Source organism: Falsibacillus albus, from assembly GCF_003668575.1.
Lineage (GTDB): Bacteria > Bacillota > Bacilli > Bacillales > DSM-25281 > Falsibacillus > Falsibacillus albus.
On sequence record NZ_RCVZ01000002.1, the window covers coordinates 421421 to 442596 of the forward strand.

Here is a 21176-nt window from a genome sequence, read left to right on the forward strand (position 1 = left end):
TCATCTTGCAAAGGCAAGATGAGCTTTTTGTATCATGTATTTTATTCAACGGCGCTTTCTAAAATCGAAAACGTACCATTGTCACAATTAATCTCTGCCATGGCGCCGTATGGCAAAATAAACTTCGGTTCGGTATGTCCGAAATTCATGTTATACAATATCGGCATGTCCTCCAGGCCATATTCCTTCATGACCGTTTGAATTTCAATCTTATACTCCTCATAGTACTTTTCATCCTGTGGTTTTCCAAAGATGATTCCATTTGCTTTTTGCAGGATTCCTTGAGCTGCATAATTTCGCAGCCAATACGTCAAAAATTGGGGCTCAGGTTTATCTTCAGACGTTTCAAAAAATAGAATACTTTCCTTCCAATACTCCTCTTCCGGCCAAATCTTCGTTGACTTTGCAAATTCCAGGACCTCGATACAGCCGCCAATCAAGCTCCCCGTTGCGGAACCAGCTCCTTGCAGCACTTCGATTCCTGAATTGTTCTTCATGGATCGCCGTGTATGTTTATTATCTTCCTTCCATTCCAAACGTTCGCTCGTCCATTTGGCAGCGGCCAGAATTTCGCCTATCGGTTCATTGGAAAAAAGCGTCCGCTTCACCATTTCGACTGTATATGGATCCATCTCCACATTTTCTGCGAAATCCGTTAGTATCGCTGGTCCGTAAAACGAAGAGACTCCTGCCGTGTGGCAAAATAAATGTGAAATCGTTACATCGGAATAGCCCATGAATATTTTGGGATTATCACGAATGACATCGAAATCGATATAAGGAAGCAGTCGGATGCTATCGCTTCCGCCTATGTTGGCAATGATCCCTTTAATGTTTTCATCCTTGAAGGCAGTCATCAAATCCTCCGCACGCGCCTCCGGATGATGGTATAGATAGTCCCCGCCCTTCATGCTGTTTGGCATCGCGATCACATTCAGGCCAAAGACTTCTTCCAACCTTTGGACACCTTGCTTATATCGCCATCTCAGTTCCGGCTCACCTGCCCCTCCCCACGAGGGGCTTACAGTCGCAACTGTGTCACCTGGCTGCAATCTTTTTGGTTTTATCAACATGTTACTCCCTCATTTCAAGCACTCATTTTTTATCTATCTACAATATTATCTATTCTTGATAATACCTTTTCCATCAGATGCTGCTTCAGCATTCACTAAAGAACAGTTTGTTTTAAACATCAAAAAAGTTCGGGTTGAATCTATGCTCCAATTGAAATAAACGACGCTCTTCTTCTTGGTCCATCAATGATTTTTCTTTCAGTCTCATGTAAAGACAACGAATAAAATGCTTTATATTTATTCTCTTCTTCAAGTTGGCAGCATCGACTGAAGAAGCCTTATCAACTTCAAGTTCATGTAGCCAATCTACTAGAATCCCGACTTTTACTTTTTTCTGAACAATCATTCCTATAACAGGAATCGCCATCCGTTCATCTTCTTCTGCATCAAAGACGGCAGGGGCATTTCCTAGCATATTCTTTATGCTGTTTAAAATCACAATGCACTCTTCCAGACCAGCAAATCGACTCTTGACACACTCATCAAGAGCGTCGCTGATATGTGCGGGGGCATGAGCCCAGCCTTTTCCATCAACAAAGCTTCTAAAATCCCTCTCTAGCGAGCAATATTTAGTTAATTGACACAATAATCCTTGAAAATCTTCTTCCCCCAGTAAATTCTCTTCATTATCGCGATGAAGAATCAAGGCAATCAGCAGCGAAGAAAATGACCTTAAAAATACACTGTCGCTCTCAATTTCGCCAATTTCAAAATATAACATCTTACTTGACTGGGCTTGCTCCAATAAATTCTTCAGCTCGGTTCCATTCAGGAGCTTTTGCTCAATCAGCCATTTAAAGAGAATGGTATATCCTAGGTCATCCCTCAATTCTCCGTCAGGTGAACTTAATGATCCCATGACAAGCTTCACTGCTTCAAATACACTATATTCATCGGGAAGACGGTAATCATTATTCTTAATTTCCTGTAGCATATTTACTAATGACATTTTATATATTGTTGGTTCCCCTTTTCTATTAATATTTTGAGATTTCATTTATTACGGCTTGAAATTTATCACAGTCAGCCTATACTTACGGTTGTTCCAAATGTTTGACTACATTCCACAATATTTTTAATTTCGACGAAATCCGCGAAATTCCTTTAGTTTTTACACACATACACTTTTGCCACTAGGAATTTTTCAATCTGCGATTGCACATTCTAATGAATGAGGTGAGATATATGAAAAATTCAAGATGGTTCTTATTAGGATTACTCATTGTTCCATGGTTGACATTCCCTTTGCTCGGAAAGAGCTCGATTAAACGATTTCTTCCTGCTGTTCTTATCATTACAGTAGTGACAAAAATAATTGATATCATTGGAGACAAACGATATTGGTGGAAATTTTATCAAGATCTGCCTCCGATTAAAGGTGTGGATGTATTTAATCTTGGCCCATATTTCATCACCAGCCTATGGATTTTAAAAATGACCTATCAAAAATTCTGGCTTTATGTACTGACTAACGTGGTCGTTCAATACCTCTTTATTTTCTTTGGGTTGGATTTTTTAAAGAAAATCGGCATCGTATCTTTAAAGAAAATACCCAAACTGCAGTATTGGGCGGTTGACTTATTCAGATTACTTTTGTTGTATGCCTTTCAAATGGGAAGAGATTATTATACAAAGAAAATATAATGAATGGATTGCTTATCATAGCCAGAATATAATTTTAGGAATATTTACTGAAAAAACTGAAAATATAAGTTAGCATATATAATGCGCACTAAAATTATCTATAAGGAGCTGGTTCTTTTGAGTGGACCCTAAATTATCCGGAACTTGGTATAATACATTATCTGTATATAACAATACCTCCTACTTTTGTGAATATTGCAGCAGCGAAACAACCCCGCAAAAAAGGTACAAGTGTGTGGAACCTCATTTATCAGGCAATCTCACCACAGGAACTATTTTCATCTGCACGGAATGCAATAGACCTACCTTCTTTGAAAATCAATGAAAATATTCAAATACCCTCACTGAAATGGGCTAAAAAGCTTTCTACACACAGCTATTCTCCATTTAATTTTTAGAGGCTCTTTCTTGGAAGAGCCTCTAAAAGATAATCTATTATTTATTTCTCATAATGTATTAAACTAAAATGGAATAGATACTGAAAAAATAATAGAAATGGGGCGTGAAAAAATGGAGCTTACTTATGAGGTCATCCCGGATGAACAGATTGAACTTTGCCGGGATGCCTGCAATGAACTGATGGCGTTTCAAAAGTCGAAAGCCCGCATAAAACCGGAATTGTTCGACAACATGAGCTTTGAAACACGATTGCTGCCTTCCATCCGAAACGCTGTACATAATCATACAGTTATCGTAAAAGACGGTGAAGAAATCGTCGGATATGTATATTCAAATGTTTCACCGAAAGAAGCCTATTCCAATGAATTTGCCATTTTTTTCGACCTGTCATCGGTCAGCAAAAGGAATGTAGGCTGCCTCTCCCAATTTTATATAAAGGATCAATACAGAAAATATGGAGTCGGTTCCAAGCTTTTTAACTTGTCGATGGAATGGCTGAAACAATTTGAAGATGTCGAGGATTATTTCATCTACGTCTCCAATGGAAATGAAAATGCATTAGAGTTCTACAAGCGAAAAGGTTTTTCTGTCAGCCATGATATATTGGACGGTTTCATCACCGTTTTGAGGAGTAAGAAACTGGTTGAGAAGGAATAAAGGTTTCTTCTTTTCGAAGGGCGTACTGGATGAAGGTCCAATACGCCTTGTTGTTTTTTCATCAAGCTCTTTTCATAAGGTTTGTGTAAGGTTTAATACCGCTGCATACTGGCTCATCCGGAGTGCCTTGTTTCCTGATCCTTCAATTCACAAGCCTGGATATCCAATGACCATAAATCGGAATTCAATACTACATCTGATGCAGTGATTGTAAGTCTCTTATGAAACTTTGGACCATCCAAAACAAACGTATGATATTCTCCATTTTCCCCCATGACACAGCTTTGAGTGTGATGGATGTCAGAATAAAAGCGTTCATCCAAATAGCGGCCGGCCCACGAAGAGTCAAAATGCTTCATATGGGCACGGCAAACAATGGATTTATAGCCGAGGGATATAAAATCCTGAAGCAGCCGGGAGGTTTCGTCTTCTTGAATCCAAATTGGAAACATCGGCTCCAATCCAGCTTGTCGCGCTGCATTCTCGTTCCAGTCACGATCTTCTCTCGCATATAAACTCCCAAAGACAACTGCTTCTGCACCTTGTTGTTCTTTTAAGCGAGTCAATGCTTGTTTCAATGACTTTTCATACTCCCCAGCTGAATCGATCATCAGCAAAGGTATTCCCAGAGCTTCCGCCTGCATGCTTAATATCTTTAATTTCAGACCATGGGCATGATTCCTCTCGTCTTTGTCTGAAACCATCGATAATAGGCAAATAACTTCATGATTTTCTTGAAGGGTTCTATGCAAAGCGAGACAGCAGTCTTTGCCTCCGCTCCAACAAACAACTGTCTTTTTTGCTTTCTTTTCCATCATTTACACAACCTTTTTAAATTGACTTCCTACAACTAAACAATAAAAACAATGGAATCCTGAGCCTTCTCTCATATTCTTCTTCGTCCTGGAAGAATTCCCTGCGGGGAGCAGCTTCCTTCAAATCCGTGATTTGGAAGCCTGCCTGCTGAAGCTGGATGAAATAATCCTCGATCGTCCGGTGGTACTTGACGACATGTTCACCAATCCACGGTTCTGTTCTTTTTCCACTTTTGAAGTAATCATCCACAACCCAATCCAAGCGCCTTCCTGTTTCACTCATGCTTTTAAAAGAGGCGGTCAGTAAAGGATGCTGAACGCTGAAAACAAAACGGCCATTTGGCTTAATGGTTTTATAGATTTGTTTCGCCAATGATGCAAAATCATCAATATAATGGAGCGCCAATTGAGAGACGACAGTATCAAATGAGTCGGGTGGAAAATCGAATCCTTCCATCGATGATTCAATCACTTCGCCGTTTTTTCCTCTAAGCGACTGAGTTGCTTTTTGGCACATATTCGCTGAGCCATCGACACCAGTATAAAATCCACAGTTTTTTTCCAAAAGGGCAAGTCCAAGCGATGCATCTCCACATCCTAGATCTAATATATGCTCTCCATTGATGTCTCCAAGCAAATCAAATAAGACTGGGTTTTCAATCAAGGTATTCGGACTTTCCGGCCTGTGCCTTCTGTTCATGTACCGGTCAAAAAATTCTTCTGTATCATAAACCTTGGATCCTTTGTACTCCATGCGTATCCCCCTAAATTTATTTTAAACGAATCGACCTGATAATGAAAAATACAGTAATGCCAAGTATCGCGATGATAAATAAAATCATCGGCCAAGCGTCCATAGCTTTATGACTCCCTTTGGAAACTTGGACCATTTCCCAACCAATATAGACAAAGTAGGAAAGAATGAAATTTTTCAGGACATTGACCAGCATCCTGCTATTTTTGTATTGCCTCTCCGCATTTTCCTCCGTTAAATTAAGATAATTATAAATGTGCGGATATTTTTCCAGTACATACATCCCAAGCCACAAAATTAAACCTAATGCCGGCAGCAGCAAAATGGTCCATTTAGATCCTGTTCCATTCACATCCCCTTTGAAATTAAAATGCGTCGGAATCGAATCTGGCAGTGATGGCCAAACCAACAACAAATAGATGACGTTTCCGATTAGGATAATCAAAGCGGCTAAATCAAGGAGTTTCTCCAACGGTGTTTTCTTTATTTTTAATATGGGGCGGCCCCTCTCATCCATCGCTTTTCCTCCTTTTTTGCAAACTTCCCTTTATACGTAAATCCCTTATGGGAAGTTTCATTTTGATTTTGACACATCTATATTTCTGAATATTCCCTCATATCTGAGGTGAATATAGTATAATTCCCTATAAAGGAGGCGTATTGATGAAAAGGATTATGGATGAAAGCGATTTGCACCATCGTCATAAAGAAAAAATCTTTCAATTATTGAAAGAGGAACCGTACGCAAATTTCTTAGGCATTGAACTGCTGGACATCGGTGAAGGGACTGCCGTTGCGGAATTGGATATTCAAGATCACATGTTGAATTCACATGGGACCGTCCATGGTGCGATTACATTTGCCATAGCGGACTATGTTTTTGCGGCCGCTTGCAACTCATATGGAAAAACTTCCGTCGGCCTTTCCACCACCGTCAACTACATGGCAGCAGGAAAAAAAGGCTCTAGGCTGAGAGCAACTGCATCAGAAGAAAAGAAAAACCACCGCACCTCCTGGTACAAAATCAGAGTCGAAAGCGACGGTGAACTCATCGCGACGATGGAAGCATTGGCCTATCGCAAGGATCACTATTTTGTCCCAGTTGACTAATATCTGTACTTTAAATGTGGTCTGTTACATGCCCCTTCCATGAATAAGGGGCCCTGCTTTCCCTTAAAAGGGCTTCGAGATCTTCATACATGGTCAATTGTTTTTTCGCTTCTTCAATCTGCATCCATGTTACTTCTTCAATTTCGTCTGGATGGGATATACCTGCCACACCTCCGATGACTTTCCCGATGAAGGTGAAAAAGACCACATGATGGCCGCTGTTTTCAAAGCGTGCTTCTGTCACCGCGCAGATTTGACCCACTTCCGCATCGTAGCCGGTTTCTTCCTTTACTTCTCTTATTGCCCCTTCTTGAAGGGTTTCTCCTTCTTCCACTGCTCCGCCTGGCAGTGTGTAATAGGATCCTTTTGGTCCCCTATTTTTGACCATCAAAATTTTCCCTTTCGCAAAGATTAGAGCGTAAGCAACATCGACTCGTTTCATATGGATGCCTCCAATTTTAGTTGGTTAGAAAACTTTTTTCGTTAAACCTGTTGCTATTCGTCAAAGGTCGAGCAAGGTTGATTTCCGTATTTCCGTGGAAGGATGCTCGTTTTTCAAGGGGGGTCTCTCCCCCTGCGGTGTCTCACATGTCCCGCTGATCCCTCCGGAGTCTCGCACCTGCTGCTCCAATCAACAACATAGGATGAATAAATTACAAGAAAAAGTGATTTACAACAATTAGTCTTTAGAAAACAGGGGTCAAAAATAATAAAGTGAGCAATGCGCAAAGAACGGTACAGACTGCGATAATGTTATTGAAATGATGTCTTCTCTTTTCATTTCCTGCGGATATTTTCCTTATGTATTTCCTTGCTTGAAAGGCAATCCCCCAAATCGATCCAATCATGAGGAGCAACATGAGAATTAAGGCTGTGCTGGGATATGATTCTGCATTCGTAGCTAAAAACAAGGTTGCCCTAATAAAAAGAAACTGTACACATATCAATAAGCTACAATACAAGATGAGCAAAAGTGATTTCATTCTCTATTTGGCACTTCCTTCCTGTGATTTTACTCTACCATAAAAATATTTGAATATTATGTATTTCGTACATAAAATGTTCATTTTCGATGATATCATATACTCTAGCCGCTGGACTCACTATTGAATGATGCGTATCCATGGGATTTGCTTATTTCGTTCCCTGTACGGAATCCTTCCTTCATATTCCATCGCATTCGAACGACTCAACATTAAAAAGCAAGTCCCCTCAGAGGAGACTTGCTTTCATTGAATCTATTACACCCACCACATATCGGCAGGCTGTTCTTCGATTAAGATTCCCTTCAGATTTGTGACAGCTCGCATGAAGCCTTCCGGAATCGACATCAATGGATCTTCGTGTTCGATGCTGACGACGTAATCGTAGCCATAGGTGCGAAGGGCGCTCATCATATCGGACCATTCCTGTATGCTATGGCCGCAGCCGACGGATCGGAATGTCCAAGCACGGGATTGGACGTTTCCATAGGACTGCATATCCAAAAGACCATACATATTGACGTTGTCCTGATCAATGTAGGTATCCTTTGCATGGAAATGGTGGATTGCTCCAGCTTTGCCCAGGATTTTGATTGCAGCGACCGGGTCGATGCCTTGCCACCAAAGATGGCTCGGATCGAGGTTGGCGCCGATGGCATCGCAAGTGGCTTCACGCAGTTTCAACATCGTATATGGTGTGTGAACAAGGAAGCCGCCATGCAGCTCAAGGCCGACTTTGACATTATGATCCTTGGCAAATTGACCTGCTTCTTTCCAATATGGAATCAGTTTCTCTTCCCATTGCCAGTTGTATACATCACCATATTCGTTTGGCCATGGAGCGACCGGCCAGTTCGGATGCTTGGCGCCTTCATGGTCACCTGCTGTTCCGGAGAAACAGTTGACGACAGGTACGTTCAATAATTCCGCGAGGCGTACCGTTTTCGTGAACGTTTCACGGCACTCCTTTGCAAAAGCTTCGTCAGGGGAAATTGGATTCCCGTGGCAGCTGAACGCACTGATTTCCAAGCCTCTGCTCGTCACTTCATTTAAGTAGGCTTCACGCTTCTCACTGCTTTCAAGAAGTTCATCCAACGGGCAGTGGTCATTCCCAGGGTATCCTCCTGTTCCGATTTCAACTGCCTTCAGCCCGGCATCTTTCACATAGTCGAGCATTTCAGTGAACGTTTTCTCTGCAAATAATACAGTAAACACGCCTAATTTCATTGTTATTTCCTCCTATTCAAGAATGATGCTTCTTTTTTTCTCGCTGCTTTCATAAATCGCTTCGATGATTTTGGTTACGTGCAAAGCTTCCTCCGGCTTAACGAGCTGTTCCGTTTGACCGAGGCATGACCCGACAAAATTCCTTGCTTGTTCCAAGCCGTAATCTTCTTCGCCTGGAATCCATGATGCCGCGCTGTTAAACAACATCCCATGTTTAGCATAGTTCAACCGGAACGGAAATACATCCAGCCCGCCTTGATCTCCGGAGATGCTTAATGTTTCTTGATCTTCCTCGATGTTGGCCGCCCATGTCGTCTCCAGCATTAAGGAAACATTGTTATCGAAGCGGACATAGCTCGTCACATGGTCGTCGACATCAAATGTTTCATGGTTGAATGTTCCCCAAAGATTCACTTGATCTGGCTGTTTGCTCAAAATATTATAAGCAGTACCCGATACTTCCACTGGCTCGGGGTTTCCGATCAGCCATAGCGCAAGATCAAGCAGATGGCAGCCATAATCGATCAGGCTTCCCCCGCCTTGAAGGCTCTTGTTTGTAAATACTCCCCACCCCGGAACCTTTCTCCTTCTTAAAGCCTGGATGCGAACGACGATCGGCTGGCCGATTTCATTTTCTAAAATCACTTTTTTGGCTGCTTGTGATTCTTTCATGAAGCGGTAGTGAAACCCGATGCTCAATACTTTCCCTGCTCGCTTCGATGCTTCAACCATCTGTTCCGCTTCTGCCGTTGTCATGGCCATCGGCTTTTCGCAAAGGACATGAAGCCCTGCTTCCAATGCCTTGACCGTAATCTCTGCGTGAAACTTATTCGGCGTGCAAATGACGACAGCATCCACATGTGGAAACATATCCTGATAACTTTCAAAAGCATGAGGAATTTTAAATTCCTTTGCCACGCTTTCTGCACGTTCAAGGTTCACGTCAGTCACGGCAGTAATCGCAGCCTGCTCAGACAGTTTTTGGAAAGCCGGAATATGCCTGCCTATCGCAATTCCGCCAACCCCGATGATTCCTAATCGCAATTTGTTCATGGCTGCACCTTCTTTTATATTTTTCATCTTAATGTATGAAACTGTTAATTCTTTACCGATACGCTTTTGCCGGTTTGGCTTGATTCCAATGCAGCCAGGATGACATTCAATGATTTCATGCCTTCCTCTCCGGGAATCGGGGTTTCGCGATCTTCTTTAATGCTTCCGATGAAGTGGCGGATGACACCTGAGTCGTTTTGCCCGCCTTCGTCGTTCGATTGTATTTTCCCGAGGTCATAATTGACGACTTCCCCATTTTTGTATTGAACGATCAACGAGTAATCCGGGCTTTCTTCCAGGCGGATAATTCCTTTCTCACCATAGATGATGGTTGAGTTGTCTTCTCCCGCCACATAAGACCAGCTTGCAGCAAGTGTCCCGATGATGCCGGACTCGGTTTTCAAAATACAGACCGCATTGTCATCGACTGATGCCCCTTCTTTGGCAAGCGTTCCGACGAATGCGGACACTTCGGAAATTTCATCGCCCAAGATATATCGAAGTAGGTCGGTTTTATGTACGCCCAAGTCGCCCATCGCACCGATGAATGCCTCGTCTTTTTTGAAGAACCAGCTGTTCGTGCCATCTACGCTCCAGCCTTCAGGACCGTCATGGCCAAACGCTGTACGGAAGCTGTAAATCTTCCCGATTTCTCCTTCCTTGATCAATTGCTTCGCTTTTTCATGGGAGCGTACAAAGCGTTGATTGTGGCCAATCATCAATTTCCTGCCGTTTTTCTTTGCAGCCGAAATCATATTTTCCGCTTCTTCCTTCGATGTAGCCATCGGTTTCTCGCATAATACATGCTTGCCGGCATTCAATGCAGCAATCGATGCCGGGGCATGGAGATAATTTGGCGTGCAAACACTGACAGCGTCGATTTCATGGTTTGCCAGCATTTCTTCATAGCTTTCATAAACTTTTCCGCCATACTTTGCCGCTTTTTCTTCAGCACGCTCCAGTTTCACGTCACAAAAGGCAACGATTTCTACATCAGGATGATTGGCATATTCAGGGATGTGGCGGTGGGACGCAATGCTCCCGCAGCCAATGATACCTACTTTTACTGTTGTCATTGTGTATTCACTCCTTAGTTTTCTTGGTTCTTAATTGCTTCAAGCGGCTGTGCATTTCCGTAAACCGGACGTTTATGGTCTGTTGGTGCTGCCCAGCTGACGGCATTGGCAATGACTTTTTGGATATTTTCATCATGGTATGTTGGATACGTTTCATGGCCGGGACGGAAATAGAAAATCTTGCCGTTCCCTCTGCGATACGTGCATCCGCTCCTGAATACTTCCCCGCCTTCGAACCAGCTCAAGAATACGAGTTCATCAGGCGCTGGGATGTCAAAGTGCTCGCCATACATTTCCTCCTGCTGCAGCTCGATGTAGGAATCGATGCCATCAACGATCGGGTGGCTCGGATCGACGACCCAGAGTCTTTCCTTTTCTCCTGCTTCACGCCATTTCAAATCGCATGAAGTCCCCATCAGTTTTTTGAAGATCTTTGAAAAGTGTCCGGAATGGAGGACGATCAAGCCCATGCCATTTAACACTTTTTCAGATACTTTCGAGACGATTTCATCGGATACTTCATCATGGGCAAGGTGTCCCCACCATACAAGGACATCGGTTTGATTCAACACGTCATCCGTCAAACCATGCTCCTCTTCATCAAGGGTCGCTGTCCTGACATCGAAATCATGGGTGGAAAGGGCATTCGCTATTGCCCCGTGGATGCCGTCGGGGTAGATTTCCTTTACTCGTGGATCCTTTTTTTCATGGCGGTTTTCGTTCCAAACCGTAACTTTTAACATAGCAATATCTCCTTTTTTGATGAGTATAATAGATTCTTATTCTTTTACCGAACCTGAAGTAAGTCCGGATACAATCCGTCTTTGGAATAACAAGACGAACAGGACGAGCGGCACGGTGATGACGATGGTCGCAGCAGATATTTCTCCCCAAGGGATCGTATATTGCCCCTGGAACATCGCGATCCCCACCGGAACGGTTTTATAATGTTCATCGGTATTGATCGTCAAGGCAAAGAGGAATTCATTCCAGGCAGCGATGAACACGAGGATCGCCGTTGTGAAAATCCCCGGCCCCGCCAACGGGAAGATGACTTTCCAATACGTTTGCAATAAGGTCGCCCCGTCCATTTTTGCCGCCTCTTCAAGATCAAATGGGATTTTCCTGAAAAAGGTGACCAAAATCCATATGGATAGCGGCAGTGTTATGGTTGTGTACGGAATGATCAGCCCCAGATAAGAGTTGGTCAATCCAAGGTCCTTCATGAAAATATAGATCGGTGAAATGGTCGCGATTTGCGGAAACATCGTCACCGAAAGCACCAAGCCGAGGATGAACGACTTGCCCTTGAAATTTAATCGGGCAATCGCGTATGCCGCAAAGGATGCGACGAAAACGGTATACAGCGTCGTAATGACAGAAACGATGAAACTGTTCCACATATATCTTAAGAACGGATAGTTGACGAATACTGATACATAGTTTTTGAATGTCGGATGATCGGAAAATGGTGTAAATGCTTTGTCACCGAATAATTCCGTCGCAGGCTTGATCGATGCCAGGAGGATCCATAGGAATGGAAACATCACGACAAAGATGAACAAAAACAAAAATACATAGAATAATAGTCCTGCCTTTTTATTCATTTACCGTCCCTCCTTTTCCTTTGGGTTATCTTCCTGTGCCATCATTCAACAAGTCCCTTCCGAGGAATTTTATGTAGATGATGGAGATGATCGCTACACATATAAAGACGATGACGGAAATGGCTGATCCATTACCGAAATTCGTTTGAGAGAACATCATCTTGTAGCCCAAAATGGAGATCGTTTCCGTTGAGTTTGCTGGTCCGCCTCCCGTCAAGACGTAGATCAGGTCAAAGACGCGGAAGGCATCGAGCGTCCTGAACAATAAGGCAACAAGCAGGCTCGATTTGAGCAGCGGCAATGTGACGGTCAAAAATTGCTTGAACTTCGATGCTCCATCGATTGATGCTGCTTCATAAAGGGATCCCGGGATCGTCTGCAGTCCAGCCAATAGCAATAACGCCATGTATGGTGTCGTTTTCCAGACATCCGCGAAGATTACGGAAAACATCGCACCCGTGTCAGTCGTCAATAGATGCGTCATCGAATCGACAAGTCCGAGCTTTTCAAACATTTTCGAGACGATTCCGTTTTGGCCGTCATAGAGGAACTGCCACATTTTCGCGGAAACGGCTGTCGGGATTGCCCAAGGAATCAGGATGGCAGCCCGTACAAGCCCCCTGCCGACGAAGGCCTTATTGATCAACAAGGCAATGGATAATCCTAGCACGAGCTCAATTCCAACCGATAGAACGGTAAAGGTCATCGTATTGCCAAGTGCACGCCAAACCCGTTTCGAAGAAAGGTCGCTTATATAATGCTTCAACCCAATGAAATTAGGCTTTACCACGACATCCTGCATACCGGAAGCCAGACCTACTATTTTCTTCTCCTGATCAAGCTTTTTCTCTTTCGCGGCACTCTTCACTTCTGCCTTAACCTCTTTTGATACATGGCCGATTTCGTTTGCTAAATCTTTATCAATTTTTAAAAGCGCTATACTCGGATCGATGGATTCGAAGTTTAGCAGCTTATCATTTACCAAGTCATAGTTCTTTTTTATTTTAGGATCTTTTTGGATTTTCGCATCCAGCTTTTCCAATTGGTCTTTCGCTTTCCCAAGCTGGTCGGGTGCATGATTTTTTTTGATTTCATTGTCGATCGCCCCTACGAGAAAGGGGTAGTTGTCTAGATATCTTTCCAGATCGATGCTGTAGCTTAAATGTGTTTCAGATTTCGTCGGGCTGTTCAGCTTCAGGTCGAACAAGCTGAAATAAAAGGATTGCAGGACGGGCCAGATGGCGATGACCAGGATTAAGATAAGGGCGGGGGCAACAAGGGAATAGGCCATGATTTTTTCATGGGATTTTTCATTCTTGATTTTCTTGCCTTTGGATGGTGAAGAACTCTTTTTCATTTTCTCACTTCCTTATGATGAGATAAAAAAAGGGGGGCCTTGTGCAGCCAGACTCAAAGCCCCAATAAAGGTCCTATTATTGTTTTATCTTTTCTTTCATCTGTGCTTCCATGTTTTTCACAGCTTCTTCGACCGTTTCAGACCCCGCGATGGCCTTTGAAACTTCGATTTGAATGATTTCGGAGATTTCTTGATAATTCGCTGCAACTGGACGCGGTACAGCAGCGTTCAGACCTTCCTGGAACCCTTTATCGGCGAAAGTCGGGTTCGCTTTGATGACATCCGGATCATCATACAGCTTCGTGATTGTCGGTGCATGGCCGCCATAAATGGCATCGATTTTCTGACCTTCTGCACCTGCCATGAACTTAAGGAATTCCCAAGCTTCTTTCGGATGTTTAGAATATTTATTGATTCCAGCCAACCAACCGCCAAGGGCTGCAGCTGAACCCTTGTCGCCCGCTGGAAGCGGTGCGATGCCGACCTTGCCTGCGATCTTGGATTTTTCTTTATCATTCGCACTTGCATATTCATACGGCCAGTTGCGAAGGAATGGCGTCTGCCCTTCGATGAAGGCTTGATCGGATTCAATTTCCGTGAAGTTTGTCACGTTTCCTGGGACAAAATCGGACTGTGCGACTTCAACCATTTTCTTTAAGCCTTTAATGGTTTCCGGACTGTTGACAACGACTTCATTTTTGTCGTTGATGAACTGCCCGCCGTAGGCTGCAACGAATTCGATTGCGTTACATACAAGGCCTTCATACTGTTTCGCCTGCATGACGTAGCCAAATTTCGTTCCACCTTGTCCTTTTTTCGCTTTTGCCTGTGCAATCAAGTCATCCCATGTTTTCGGGATTTCGTCTTTTTTGACTAAGTCTGTACGATAGAAAAGCAAGCCGGCATCGATGAACTTCGGCAATGCCCATTGCTTTCCGTTGAATTGTGCTGCTGATAAGGCACCTTGGTTATATTGCGACAAATCGACATTGTCCTGTTGGATGAAGCGATCCAGCGGCAGAACATAATCCGCTTGGGCAAATTCAGCCGGCCATACAACGTCCATATCGAATACATCGATCTCGGAGGACTTCGCGTTTAATGCAGTGACGTATGCATCATGCTGCTGCCCAGAATCAGACGGCATTTCACGGAATTTAACTTTGATATTTGGATGGGATTTTTCAAAGGCTTCGACTGTTTTTTCCGTTCCTTTTGTCACATCTTTTCCTCTTGCATACACAAGCGTAACTTGTTTGTCGCTGTCGCCTTTGTTGTCATTTTTGGATGCGGTGTCATCGGTGGAATTACTTGAACATGCTCCTAATGCGAGGGTAAGTGAGAGTGCTGCAGCTGCAAGTGCTTTAGACTTTTTAAAAGTTTTCATCTTTTTTCCCCTTTGCCAATTTATTTTAGGTAGAAGCTCTTTCAATCAATTGTAGTTGGAGCTCCACTTCCTCTATCGAATCTGATTCATTCGGAAGCAGGAGATTCAACATCAACCCCATGGCTTTTTCCCCAATTTCATGAATGGGCTGTTTCACGGTGGTGATCTCAGGAACCACGATCTCGGCTATCGGCTGATCGTCGAAGCCGACAACCGCCAATTCCTTAGGTACTTCGATGCCATTTAATTTGGCCTGTTTGATGATCCCGGCAGCCACTTGGTCGCTTCCGGTAAATATCCCTGTCGGCCTTTCTTTAAGAGTCATCAGCTTCTTAAAGACTTCTTCGCCATCACGGCTATCTGCAGCCGCTCTGAACATCAATTCTTCTCGATATGGGAGATTGAATTCTTCCAACGCGAGTCTGTAGCCGATTTCACGATCGCTTGCAATCCCGCTTCGAAAAGCTCCCCTGCAGTACGCAATCGTTGAATGACCTTTTTCGATAAGATGCCTTGTGGCTATGTAGCCCCCGTATACTTGATCGAGACGCACACTTGGTACATTTTTTGCCGTTTTCTCATATTCATTGCACATCACGATCGGGCCATACTTCAAGAATGGCTCCAGCTGATCCCAAGAGTTTTCAATAGAAGTTAAGATGATGCCGTCTACTTGTTTGGATTTTAGCAAATTCAAGAAATTCAGCTCTTTTTCCTTATCATATCTCGTCTGGCAGACAAGAAGCTGGAATCCGTTCTCAGTGGCAATCGTATCGATGCCTTGCAGAAGATACGCAAAAAATGGATTGGTGAGCATCGGGATAAGCACAGCTATCGTCTCCGTTTTTTGGTTTCTTAATTTTTGGGCTGAAGCATTCGGAAAATAATTCAGCTGCTCCATCGCTTCATTGACCAAGCGCTTCTTTTCTTCCGATACATATGGATAATTATTCAGCACCCTGGAAACCGTCGATCTCGATAGTCCTGAAAGCCTAGCTACATCCGAAATGGTTGCCATTAGTTCTCCTCCTAATAATCATCCCCTTTCCCTATTTTGAAAGGTCATTGAAATCGATTTCATGAAATCGTTTTCAAAGAAAGTTTAAACCATATTCACAATCCTTTCAAGATGTTTTTAGAAAATTTATTTTATTATAAAAAATAGGCATACCCCCTGTGGTGCCTGTCACCGAAGGGGCATACCTTTTTTACTTTCATGAACTATTTAATGATTTGTGAGCGGTCCTCTATATGTGGAGGCTCTTCCATCCATCCTTTTTTCACCATGATTTTGACGCCTTCCTGTGCGTAATCATAGATGTCTTTTGTCAGGAGGGCTGATTTAGCGATTAAGTCCTTTCTCATGCTGAATATCGCCCCGAAACTGCCGCTCCCAAGCCCGAAGGAATTGAGTAAATAAATGGTGTACATCATCATCTTCTGGGAAAATGGCGGCTCAGTCGATGTCGTCACCGTGCTCCTTGTACCAGTGGAAATCGGTACATCACTATCAATGAGGATCTCTTCATATTCTTTCATGATTTTTTTCGAGAGCCCTTTCCCTTTTACAAAGTATTTTTTTATATGCGCATCTTCTGCACATTGGGCAAATCCTGTCACAAGCTGCAATCCTACACAGTTGGTTTCAATCGCATGCTGCATATAGCCCATTTCTATCGTATTTAATGATCTCTTCGGACCGAACAATCGAAAACCGCTTAAATACTGAAGGCTCTTGATAAATTGAGCCGATGTTGGAACCGTCATATTAGGGGGTGGTGTCAAAATATTCTTTTTCAGCAAATACTGCGTACATTGATTATAGATTTTTTGTGTGATGGCGGTGAGGTCCTTATATAGCATGACAATATCTTCCCGATAGGCCATACTGATATGCAGCGTATACATTCCCATGCTGATTTGCTTCAGAACCCGGATAAACATTATATCAAATCCGTTATCATAAAGTTTCGGGGCATCCAAATTAACATCACTCGAATCGAAGGCAACCGGTATGGCCATTCCTTCACTTTTCAAAATCAACTTAATTTTTTCAATACTTCCATTAAGGTCTCTCAATAAGCTCTTCAAAATTTCTTTTGCTTCCTGATCATCAGATTTGGTAATAAAATATTCCAGGAACTGGATTATCAACGTTTTCTCTTGATAGGTCATCCACAATGTACCCAGCTCGGTTGCATTGACTTTCATTTTGTCAGTCAAACTGATCCCTCCATAACGTACATATCATATAGGAGTATTTTTCTTTTTTTACGTAAAATTATTCATTTTTCAAGGAAAAAATAGGGTGTCATTTTAAATGAAATGCTGGTATAATTAGTTTGTGAATATTTTCACATAAAAATTAAAATGAAGGTGATAAGAATGCAAGCTCAACGGTCTCATCATAAAATCGCTTTGATAGGAACAGGATTTGTTGGCTCCAGTTATGCATTTGCCATGCTGAATCAAGGGATTGCCCAAGAATTGATCATGATCGATGTGAATAAAGACAAAGCGCTGGGAGATGCAATGGACTTAAGCCACGGCCTTTCCTTTTCTTCCCCGATGAAGATCCGCTCAGGTGAATATAGGGATTGTGCAGATGCAGACATTGTCGTCATTACTGCGGGGGCTAATCAAAAACCTGGTGAAACCAGACTAGACCTTGTTGAAAAAAACTTAAAGATTTTTAAAAGCATCGTCGACTCCGTAATGGAAAGCGGATTTAATGGGATCTTTTTGATTGCGACGAATCCAGTCGATATTTTAACATATGCGACCTGGAAGTTTTCCGGCCTTCCTAAGGAACAGGTCATTGGCTCCGGGACGATCTTGGATACGGCACGTTTCCGCTATTTGCTCGGCAGCTACTTCGACATCGATACACGTAATGTTCATGCCTATATCATGGGGGAACATGGCGATTCCGAATTTCCTGTCTGGAGCCATGCGACAATCGGAGCAAGTCCGCTTCATGAGTTGATAGATATAAAGGATCCACAAGTGGCTGCCGATCTGGATAAGCTCTTTCTTAATGTGAAGGATGCCGCGTATCAAATCATCGAACGCAAAGGTGCCACTTATTACGGTATCGCTATGGGACTTGCCCGGATTACGAAGGCCATCCTTCATAACGAAAACAGCATATTGACCATTTCTGCCTTGATGACAGGTGAATATGGTGTGGACGATCTATATATCGGAGTTCCTGCTATCATCAACCGGCAAGGAATTCGAAAGGTCATTGAACTGCCGTTGGATGAGCATGAGAAACAACAGCTCAATGCTTCTGCCGATTTGTTAAGAGGAATCATCGACCATGCCGAACTTTTAAAATAAGATTGATTTTCAGAAACGCTTGGGAAACCAAGCGTTTTTTTGTGAAGAACTAGTATGTGTAGGCATGCACACATATTTTGTTTTCCCATATGAATAAAAGGAATACGTTTGAGGAGCTGGTAATATGTTTTACCGACCATCGTTTCCACCCTTCCCTCCATTTCCTTCAGTGCCGGGACCAGTGGGGATTCCTGCACCGCCAATAATTGGCCCAGACCACTTTCCTTCCCAGCCGCCTCCTGGCCAGCATGGCCCGGGTGATGGGCATAATCAACCGCCTTCAGGCCCGCCGCCGAATATCCAACTGTCACAAAGCGCCAGTCTAAAAGCGGTGGATCCAGGCGCCATCAAAGGCTGCCGATATCGCTACACTTATATTTGGCTGCGCAATGGCCAATCGTTCTGGTTCTACCCGACATATGTAGGGAGACAATCAATATCCGGGTACCGCTGGGTTGGCTATATGTGGATCTATTACGGTGTCAGCTTAAAACAAATTTCTTCCTTTCAATGTGTGTAGGTGCCTGATGAATCGAAATCCAAACTTTAAACCACCCACCGGTGATTCACCGACAACTGTCACTGTCCTAGGTGAAGGGACTGTCAAAGCATCACCGGATACAGTTGTTCTGACGTTGGGCGTCACGACCGAAAACCAAGACTTGGCCGCGGCCCAGGCTGAAAATGCGAAAGACACCACAAATGTGATTGATTCGATCGTTAAAATGGGGATTCCACGGGAAAATATTCAGACAAAGGATTATCGGATATCCCCTCAATATGACTACATCGAGGGTAAGCAAATTTTGCGGGGATACCAGGTGACTCACCTGTTGACCGTCACGATCTCGACTCCTGAAATGACGGGCAAATTGATTGATCAAGCTGTCGAAAGCGGAGCAAATACCGTCCAAAACATCCAATTCCTTGTCTCTGACCAGGATCAATACTATCAAAAAGCATTGACACTTGCCTTGAAGGACGCCAATCAAAAAGCCAAAACCCTGTCAAGGTCACTCGGGAAAAAAGCCGATCCGGTTCCGATGAAAATTTTGGAGCAATCAGGCTCCATCTCCGAACCCATTCCCATGGCCTATATGCAGGCTGCCAAAAGCACCACCCCGATCGAAGCAGGGAAAAACACCATCACCTCCTCCCTCCGCGTCGAATATAAAATATAAGGTTCAAAAGGGTGACAGGCACCATCCATTTTCTGGATGGTGCCTGTCACCCTTTTAGTAAAATATGTTAAAATAGATAAAAATCCATCTTTTTCAAGGAGGCGTTCATGAGAAAGTATCTTTTACTGGCGGGATCTGCCATGATGATATTGCTTCCCTTATACTTCCTGTACAGCTGGAATAAGCCAAGAACCGGCGCGCTCGGGGATGGGACCATTGCACCAGCTGCATGGATTTCCCTCATATCAAGCATCGTCGGCGGGTTTTGTTTTTTCATACTCGGGATATTGATGTTGATTAGAGAGAAGCGAGTACAAAATGAAAGAGAGATTTAATGGGAACGATAAAAAAGCTCCTCACCCTTATTCTATAAAGGTGCGGAGCTTTTTGAATATCCCCTATTTGGATATGTTCGCTTCACTGAACAAAGCCACTCGGTAGGGAAAGAGAGTGGCAGTCATGATGCCTTTTTTGACTGCAGGGTCGCTTTCCATGATTTCCTTTGCTTGTTGTTCGCTGTCTGCTTCAAAGACTGCCAGGCCGAATGTCGTTTCATCCATATTCAATGTCCGCCCCGCAAGGATGAGCTTGCCATCGGCTTTCAGCTCCTGCAGCGCCTCGAAATGTTCGGCGACAATGCCATTCTCTTTTTCAGTCCAATTTTCTTCGTTCAGCAATTCCGGAATCAATTTCAGGATATAAACATATTGCTCTCTCATATTCCCATCCCCTATCTTGTTTATAGTATGATTGTAATAGATTATCCACCAACCGAAAAGGAAGTGTTCTAGTTGATAACCGAAAAAAAGAAAATGATCGCGGGGGAGCTTTACATTGCCGGGGACGAGGAATTAATCAATGACCGCAGAAATGCCCGTCGTTTGACCCGCCAATTCAATAGTACAACTGAAACGGAAGAGGAAAAACGGTCACAGCTCCTGAAAGAACTGTTCGGATCGACTGGAGACCACATCTACATGGAAACTAATTTCCGCTGCGACTATGGCTATAACATTCATGTTGGAGAAAACTTTTACGCTAACTTCGACTGCACGATCCTCGATGTATGCGAGGTCCGGATCGGAGACAACTGTATGTTGGCACCAGGTGTACATATCTACACAGCGGCGCATCCACTTCATCCGGTGGATAGAAATTCCGGGAAAGAGTTCGGCAAACCCGTGACGATCTGCGATAATGCCTGGATCGGCGGAGGCGCCATCATCAATCCAGGTGTCACAATCGGTGATAACGTCGTGGTAGCTTCCGGTGCCGTCGTGACCAAGGATGTGCCGGACAATGTGGTGGTCGGAGGCAATCCCGCACGGATCATCAAGCAGATCGAACTTTAATTCTTGCATCGTAACCGAGCGATCGGGATATGGGGGTGTCCGGTTTTTTTATTTCTCTATTAGCGGTACTGAATGATTTGTATACGACTGGAGAAGGTTAAATCTAGAGGCAAAAGCAAGCGTAAATTGTTGACAAGTGTCGAATCATCGATATTTTAA

Annotated in this window: 24 protein-coding genes; 8 read left to right on the forward strand and 16 right to left on the reverse strand. The window is 43.5% G+C overall.

Translation table 11 applies throughout. The features are described from left to right. Positions 1 to 41: 41 nt before the first annotated feature. Positions 42 to 1073 (reverse strand): S66 family peptidase, encoded by a 1032-nt coding sequence (locus D9X91_RS04750; protein WP_121679414.1) that lies wholly within the window; start codon positions 1071 to 1073, stop codon positions 42 to 44. Between the two features lie 112 nt (positions 1074 to 1185). Further along, positions 1186 to 2070: a DUF2785 domain-containing protein gene (locus tag D9X91_RS04755; protein WP_121679415.1), complete on the reverse strand. Its 885-nt coding sequence runs from the start codon at positions 2068 to 2070 to the stop codon at positions 1186 to 1188. 188 nt (positions 2071 to 2258) lie between these two features. On the opposite strand from D9X91_RS04755, the gene D9X91_RS04760 reads away from it, so the two are divergent. Both D9X91_RS04760 and D9X91_RS04765 read left to right on the forward strand, forming a co-directional pair. Continuing rightward, positions 2259 to 2717: a hypothetical protein gene (locus tag D9X91_RS04760; protein ID WP_121679416.1), complete on the forward strand. Its 459-nt coding sequence runs from the start codon at positions 2259 to 2261 to the stop codon at positions 2715 to 2717. 510 nt (positions 2718 to 3227) lie between these two features. Continuing rightward, entirely contained in the window at positions 3228 to 3773 is a 546-nt protein-coding gene (locus D9X91_RS04765; protein ID WP_121679417.1) for a GNAT family N-acetyltransferase, read from the forward strand. A gap of 113 nt (positions 3774 to 3886) precedes the next feature. Here the strand turns inward: D9X91_RS04765 and D9X91_RS04770 are convergent, their stop codons facing one another. From D9X91_RS04770 to D9X91_RS04780, 3 genes are read right to left on the reverse strand one after another with little or no spacing between them, the layout of a single operon-like run. Further along, positions 3887 to 4588: a Dph6-related ATP pyrophosphatase gene (locus tag D9X91_RS04770; protein ID WP_158598242.1), complete on the reverse strand. Its 702-nt coding sequence runs from the start codon at positions 4586 to 4588 to the stop codon at positions 3887 to 3889. A gap of 16 nt (positions 4589 to 4604) precedes the next feature. Continuing rightward, positions 4605 to 5342, reverse strand: a complete 738-nt coding sequence (locus D9X91_RS04775; RefSeq protein WP_121679419.1) for a class I SAM-dependent DNA methyltransferase — start codon at positions 5340 to 5342, stop codon at positions 4605 to 4607. Positions 5343 to 5358: 16 nt separating this feature from the next. Next, positions 5359 to 5859, reverse strand: coding sequence for a DUF1648 domain-containing protein (locus tag D9X91_RS04780; protein ID WP_121679420.1), 501 nt, complete (start codon positions 5857 to 5859; stop codon positions 5359 to 5361). Between the two features lie 146 nt (positions 5860 to 6005). Between D9X91_RS04780 and D9X91_RS04785 the strand changes: the two genes are divergently transcribed. Then, positions 6006 to 6452 (forward strand): PaaI family thioesterase, encoded by a 447-nt coding sequence (locus D9X91_RS04785; protein WP_121679421.1) that lies wholly within the window; start codon positions 6006 to 6008, stop codon positions 6450 to 6452. 10 nt (positions 6453 to 6462) lie between these two features. Here D9X91_RS04785 and D9X91_RS04790 read toward each other — a convergent pair whose 3' ends face one another. From D9X91_RS04790 to D9X91_RS04835, 10 genes are all read right to left on the reverse strand, one after another. Then, on the reverse strand, positions 6463 to 6894 hold the full coding sequence (locus tag D9X91_RS04790) for an NUDIX hydrolase (protein WP_121679422.1): 432 nt from the start codon (positions 6892 to 6894) through the stop codon (positions 6463 to 6465). A gap of 799 nt (positions 6895 to 7693) precedes the next feature. Further along, entirely contained in the window at positions 7694 to 8662 is a 969-nt protein-coding gene (locus tag D9X91_RS04795) for a sugar phosphate isomerase/epimerase family protein (protein ID WP_121679423.1), read from the reverse strand. Between the two features lie 12 nt (positions 8663 to 8674). Next, positions 8675 to 9715: a Gfo/Idh/MocA family protein gene (locus D9X91_RS04800; RefSeq protein WP_121679424.1), complete on the reverse strand. Its 1041-nt coding sequence runs from the start codon at positions 9713 to 9715 to the stop codon at positions 8675 to 8677. A gap of 44 nt (positions 9716 to 9759) precedes the next feature. Then, positions 9760 to 10791: a Gfo/Idh/MocA family protein gene (locus D9X91_RS04805; RefSeq protein WP_121679425.1), complete on the reverse strand. Its 1032-nt coding sequence runs from the start codon at positions 10789 to 10791 to the stop codon at positions 9760 to 9762. Between the two features lie 14 nt (positions 10792 to 10805). After that, complete coding sequence (locus D9X91_RS04810; protein WP_121679426.1) at positions 10806 to 11534, reverse strand: ThuA domain-containing protein; 729 nt, start codon at positions 11532 to 11534, stop codon at positions 10806 to 10808. 36 nt (positions 11535 to 11570) lie between these two features. Then, positions 11571 to 12398 carry a carbohydrate ABC transporter permease gene (locus tag D9X91_RS04815; RefSeq protein ID WP_121679427.1) on the reverse strand — a complete coding sequence of 276 codons (828 nt, stop codon included), beginning with the start codon at positions 12396 to 12398 and terminating at the stop codon, positions 11571 to 11573. Positions 12399 to 12423: 25 nt separating this feature from the next. Next, entirely contained in the window at positions 12424 to 13719 is a 1296-nt protein-coding gene (locus D9X91_RS04820; protein WP_121679494.1) for a carbohydrate ABC transporter permease, read from the reverse strand. A 112-nt stretch (positions 13720 to 13831) separates the two neighbouring features. Continuing rightward, positions 13832 to 15142 carry an ABC transporter substrate-binding protein gene (locus D9X91_RS04825; protein ID WP_121679428.1) on the reverse strand — a complete coding sequence of 437 codons (1311 nt, stop codon included), beginning with the start codon at positions 15140 to 15142 and terminating at the stop codon, positions 13832 to 13834. Between the two features lie 25 nt (positions 15143 to 15167). Beyond that, positions 15168 to 16160, reverse strand: a complete 993-nt coding sequence (locus D9X91_RS04830; RefSeq protein WP_121679429.1) for a LacI family DNA-binding transcriptional regulator — start codon at positions 16158 to 16160, stop codon at positions 15168 to 15170. Positions 16161 to 16363: 203 nt separating this feature from the next. Then, the gene (locus D9X91_RS04835) at positions 16364 to 17365 is read right to left on the reverse strand and encodes a DUF3231 family protein (RefSeq protein ID WP_121679430.1); all 1002 of its coding nucleotides are present in this window, start codon (positions 17363 to 17365) and stop codon (positions 16364 to 16366) included. A gap of 162 nt (positions 17366 to 17527) precedes the next feature. On the opposite strand from D9X91_RS04835, the gene D9X91_RS04840 reads away from it, so the two are divergent. The 4 genes from D9X91_RS04840 to D9X91_RS04855 all read left to right on the forward strand — a co-directional run bounded on the left by D9X91_RS04840 (position 17528) and on the right by D9X91_RS04855 (position 20000). Further along, on the forward strand, positions 17528 to 18484 hold the full coding sequence (locus D9X91_RS04840; protein WP_121679431.1) for an L-lactate dehydrogenase: 957 nt from the start codon (positions 17528 to 17530) through the stop codon (positions 18482 to 18484). A 124-nt stretch (positions 18485 to 18608) separates the two neighbouring features. Further along, the gene (locus tag D9X91_RS04845; protein ID WP_121679432.1) at positions 18609 to 19004 is read left to right on the forward strand and encodes a hypothetical protein; all 396 of its coding nucleotides are present in this window, start codon (positions 18609 to 18611) and stop codon (positions 19002 to 19004) included. Positions 19005 to 19011: 7 nt separating this feature from the next. Next, positions 19012 to 19665: an SIMPL domain-containing protein gene (locus tag D9X91_RS04850; protein WP_121679433.1), complete on the forward strand. Its 654-nt coding sequence runs from the start codon at positions 19012 to 19014 to the stop codon at positions 19663 to 19665. A gap of 107 nt (positions 19666 to 19772) precedes the next feature. Further along, positions 19773 to 20000 (forward strand): hypothetical protein, encoded by a 228-nt coding sequence (locus D9X91_RS04855; protein WP_121679434.1) that lies wholly within the window; start codon positions 19773 to 19775, stop codon positions 19998 to 20000. 63 nt (positions 20001 to 20063) lie between these two features. Here D9X91_RS04855 and D9X91_RS04860 read toward each other — a convergent pair whose 3' ends face one another. After that, positions 20064 to 20384 (reverse strand): YciI family protein, encoded by a 321-nt coding sequence (locus D9X91_RS04860; RefSeq protein ID WP_121679435.1) that lies wholly within the window; start codon positions 20382 to 20384, stop codon positions 20064 to 20066. A 72-nt stretch (positions 20385 to 20456) separates the two neighbouring features. On the opposite strand from D9X91_RS04860, the gene D9X91_RS04865 reads away from it, so the two are divergent. Next, positions 20457 to 21017: a maltose acetyltransferase domain-containing protein gene (locus D9X91_RS04865; RefSeq protein WP_121679436.1), complete on the forward strand. Its 561-nt coding sequence runs from the start codon at positions 20457 to 20459 to the stop codon at positions 21015 to 21017. Positions 21018 to 21176 lie beyond the last annotated feature (159 nt).

What these genes read in the sequence shown, in the direction of transcription:
- D9X91_RS04750 (WP_121679414.1), bottom strand. Translation starts at nt 1,073, where the DNA reads ATGTTGATAAAACCAAAAAGATTGCAGCCAGGTGACACAGTTGCGACT.
- D9X91_RS04755 (WP_121679415.1), bottom strand. Translation starts at nt 2,070, where the DNA reads ATGAAATCTCAAAATATTAATAGAAAAGGGGAACCAACAATATATAAA.
- D9X91_RS04760 (WP_121679416.1), top strand. Translation starts at nt 2,259, where the DNA reads ATGAAAAATTCAAGATGGTTCTTATTAGGATTACTCATTGTTCCATGG.
- D9X91_RS04765 (WP_121679417.1), top strand. Translation starts at nt 3,228, where the DNA reads ATGGAGCTTACTTATGAGGTCATCCCGGATGAACAGATTGAACTTTGC.
- D9X91_RS04770 (WP_158598242.1), bottom strand. Translation starts at nt 4,588, where the DNA reads ATGGAAAAGAAAGCAAAAAAGACAGTTGTTTGTTGGAGCGGAGGCAAA.
- D9X91_RS04775 (WP_121679419.1), bottom strand. Translation starts at nt 5,342, where the DNA reads ATGGAGTACAAAGGATCCAAGGTTTATGATACAGAAGAATTTTTTGAC.
- D9X91_RS04780 (WP_121679420.1), bottom strand. Translation starts at nt 5,859, where the DNA reads ATGGATGAGAGGGGCCGCCCCATATTAAAAATAAAGAAAACACCGTTG.
- D9X91_RS04785 (WP_121679421.1), top strand. Translation starts at nt 6,006, where the DNA reads ATGAAAAGGATTATGGATGAAAGCGATTTGCACCATCGTCATAAAGAA.
- D9X91_RS04790 (WP_121679422.1), bottom strand. Translation starts at nt 6,894, where the DNA reads ATGAAACGAGTCGATGTTGCTTACGCTCTAATCTTTGCGAAAGGGAAA.
- D9X91_RS04795 (WP_121679423.1), bottom strand. Translation starts at nt 8,662, where the DNA reads ATGAAATTAGGCGTGTTTACTGTATTATTTGCAGAGAAAACGTTCACT.
- D9X91_RS04800 (WP_121679424.1), bottom strand. Translation starts at nt 9,715, where the DNA reads ATGAACAAATTGCGATTAGGAATCATCGGGGTTGGCGGAATTGCGATA.
- D9X91_RS04805 (WP_121679425.1), bottom strand. Translation starts at nt 10,791, where the DNA reads ATGACAACAGTAAAAGTAGGTATCATTGGCTGCGGGAGCATTGCGTCC.
- D9X91_RS04810 (WP_121679426.1), bottom strand. Translation starts at nt 11,534, where the DNA reads ATGTTAAAAGTTACGGTTTGGAACGAAAACCGCCATGAAAAAAAGGAT.
- D9X91_RS04815 (WP_121679427.1), bottom strand. Translation starts at nt 12,398, where the DNA reads ATGAATAAAAAGGCAGGACTATTATTCTATGTATTTTTGTTTTTGTTC.
- D9X91_RS04825 (WP_121679428.1), bottom strand. Translation starts at nt 15,142, where the DNA reads ATGAAAACTTTTAAAAAGTCTAAAGCACTTGCAGCTGCAGCACTCTCA.
- D9X91_RS04830 (WP_121679429.1), bottom strand. Translation starts at nt 16,160, where the DNA reads ATGGCAACCATTTCGGATGTAGCTAGGCTTTCAGGACTATCGAGATCG.
- D9X91_RS04840 (WP_121679431.1), top strand. Translation starts at nt 17,528, where the DNA reads ATGCAAGCTCAACGGTCTCATCATAAAATCGCTTTGATAGGAACAGGA.
- D9X91_RS04845 (WP_121679432.1), top strand. Translation starts at nt 18,609, where the DNA reads ATGTTTTACCGACCATCGTTTCCACCCTTCCCTCCATTTCCTTCAGTG.
- D9X91_RS04850 (WP_121679433.1), top strand. Translation starts at nt 19,012, where the DNA reads ATGAATCGAAATCCAAACTTTAAACCACCCACCGGTGATTCACCGACA.
- D9X91_RS04855 (WP_121679434.1), top strand. Translation starts at nt 19,773, where the DNA reads ATGAGAAAGTATCTTTTACTGGCGGGATCTGCCATGATGATATTGCTT.
- D9X91_RS04860 (WP_121679435.1), bottom strand. Translation starts at nt 20,384, where the DNA reads ATGAGAGAGCAATATGTTTATATCCTGAAATTGATTCCGGAATTGCTG.